Below are 1,607 nucleotides of genomic sequence, written 5' to 3'. Positions count from 1 at the left end.
CGGCGGCGCGCCCGGCGCCTCGACCCCGCCGGCCGGCCCCGCGCCGCACGGGCCCGCCGCACGACGGCGCCACGGTGGAGAAGGCCGCACGCCTGACGCCCGCGGGGGCGACGGACGCACGGCGGACGGCCGTCCCGCGGCCCCGGCCCCCACCGACCGGACCGGCCTCACCGACCGGACCGCCCCGGACGACCGGTCCGGCCCCGCGGATCGGACTGCCGCCCCCACCGACCGGACCGCCTCCAGCGACCGAACTGCCCCGGCCGACCGGGCCGGCTCCGCCGGTCAGAGGTCCCCGGGGGGCGAGGGGGGCAGCGCCGCAGCCCGGAGCGGTCCCGAGGAGGAGAGCGGTGCCCCGTCGGGCGCGGCGCCCCGGGAGCGGTCCGTCGTGCGGGTCACGGAGAGCACGGCGCGGCCCGAGGGCGGTGGCCGGGCGGCCCCCGGGGACGCGCCCGCGCCCGCCCGGCAGTGGCCGCTGCTGACCGTGCTCGGACTCACCGTGCTGGGGCTGCTCGTCATCGGGGCGGACCCGTTCCGCCAGGCCCCGCGGATCGGCGCGCTCCTCGTCGGCGGCGCGCTGCTCACGGGCGCGGTGCTGCGCCGCGTCCTGACCTCGGCGGGCATGCTGGCCGTGCGGTCCCGGTTCACGGACGTCATCACGTACGGCGTCCTCGGCGGGGCGATCGTGCTGTTCGCGCTCATGTCGCAGCCGAGTCCGTGGCTGGAGATGCCGTGGCTGACGGAGGCCGTGCGGTTCGCCGTCCGCTGAGTCGGAGCCGGCGGTGCCCGTCCCCTCCCCCGAGTCAGGACGGGCGCCGCGGCGTGCCAGAACAGCGTCATGGACGCGCCAATTCCGATCAAGGGATGTCCGCCCGCTGTGGCACGGAAGTGACCATTCCGGCACGGTGTGCGCGCTCGGCCACGAGTGGGAAACCGTGCGCCGGAGGTGTCATCCTGACGGCACGCACCGTCTCAGGGTGATCCGACGTCAGGGGGCAGGGGGGAAGCGGGCGATGCCGCGGTGGAGGGCGCTACCCGATGAGCTGGACCCGCAGGTGCGGGAGTTCACGGCCCGGCTGCGCCGACTGGTGGACCGCAGCGGCCTGAGCGTCTCCGCCCTGGCGGACCGCACCGGCTACAGCAGCAGCGCGTGGGAGACGTACCTGGACGGCCGCCTGCTGCCGCCGGAAGGGGCGGTCGGCGCCCTCGCCGACGTGACGGGGACCAGCCGAGTGCACCTGCTGACCCTGTGGGAACTGGCCGAACGGGCCTGGAACCGCGCAGGGACGCAGCACGACCGGACCCTGGACGCCCTCCGCATCGCCCAGGTCCGCGCAGCCCTCGGCGACCCCGCGCAGTCCTCCCCCGGCAGCCGCGGCGGGCTCCCCGCCCCCACTCCGTCGGGCGAGCGGCCCGAAGCCCCGGCCGCACCGGCGGACGCACCCCGGGCCCGTGCCCCGTACGGCGGCCGGCCCCGGCATCCGCGGCGCGGTCTCCCCGGCGCACCGGTCGCGGGCGTCCCGGAGCCGCGGCAGCCCCGGACGTCCCGCCCGGCCGCCCCTCCCACGCCGTCCGCAGCAGCCGCGCACCGCGGCGCGTCGGCCCCG

General features: G+C 78.8%; 2 protein-coding genes. Both read left to right on the top strand.

The window, feature by feature from the left end:
* The first annotated feature begins 388 nt into the window (after positions 1–388).
* On the top strand, positions 389–769 hold the full coding sequence (locus BJP40_RS36275) for a DUF3017 domain-containing protein (RefSeq protein WP_079171105.1): 381 nt from the start codon (positions 389–391) through the stop codon (positions 767–769).
* 244 nt (positions 770–1,013) lie between these two features.
* A partial coding sequence (locus BJP40_RS34885; RefSeq protein WP_218153203.1) for a helix-turn-helix transcriptional regulator occupies positions 1,014–1,607 on the top strand: 594 nt, incomplete at its 3' end.

The sequence above is a fragment of the Streptomyces sp. CC53 genome (assembly GCF_001865245.1).
GTDB lineage: Bacteria > Actinomycetota > Actinomycetes > Streptomycetales > Streptomycetaceae > Streptomyces.
This window is presented reverse-complemented; position numbering and strand designations above follow the sequence as displayed.